The sequence below is a fragment of the Ochrobactrum sp. SFR4 genome, from assembly GCF_019730395.1.
In the GTDB taxonomy this organism is placed as follows: Bacteria; Pseudomonadota; Alphaproteobacteria; order Rhizobiales; family Rhizobiaceae; genus Pseudochrobactrum.
In genome coordinates this window covers 1-391 of record NZ_JAAPBB010000303.1, presented here as the reverse complement: position 1 = coordinate 391, position 391 = coordinate 1, and the positions used below count along the sequence as shown (strand labels likewise).

Sequence of the window (391 nt, the reverse complement as noted above, 5' to 3'; positions counted from 1 at the left end):
CAACAGCCTCAGCACCTGTTAGCCAGACTTCATCACGCATATCTTCACGGATAGCGTCCTCATCTTCACCGGTGCGATCTGCATAAATTCCGGCCATCTGGTCGCCGAGTTTGTCTAGCTTTGCTCGCGACTTTTCATGCTCCCCGGCATTGCCGTAAGTGTAGGAGGCGGGGTCATGGATCATGATCATCGCGCCGCTACGCATGATGCGCTCTTCACCGGCCATTGCGATGATTGAGGCAGCAGATGCGGCGAGTGCATCGACCTTCACCGTTACCTTGCCCTTGTGAGCAAGCAGGGCGTTGTAAATAGCGATGCCATCATCGACATAGCCGCCGGATGAGTTGATACGTACTGTGATATCTGTATCCCGACCGACCTCAGACAAGGC

The 391-nt window shown here is 54.7% G+C and carries 1 protein-coding gene; it reads right to left on the bottom strand.

The genetic code is table 11. The features are described 5' to 3' along the window. Nucleotides 1-391, bottom strand: a 391-nt coding sequence (locus HBA93_RS19100; RefSeq protein WP_221724354.1) for a head maturation protease, ClpP-related, incomplete at both ends; no start/stop codon positions are given.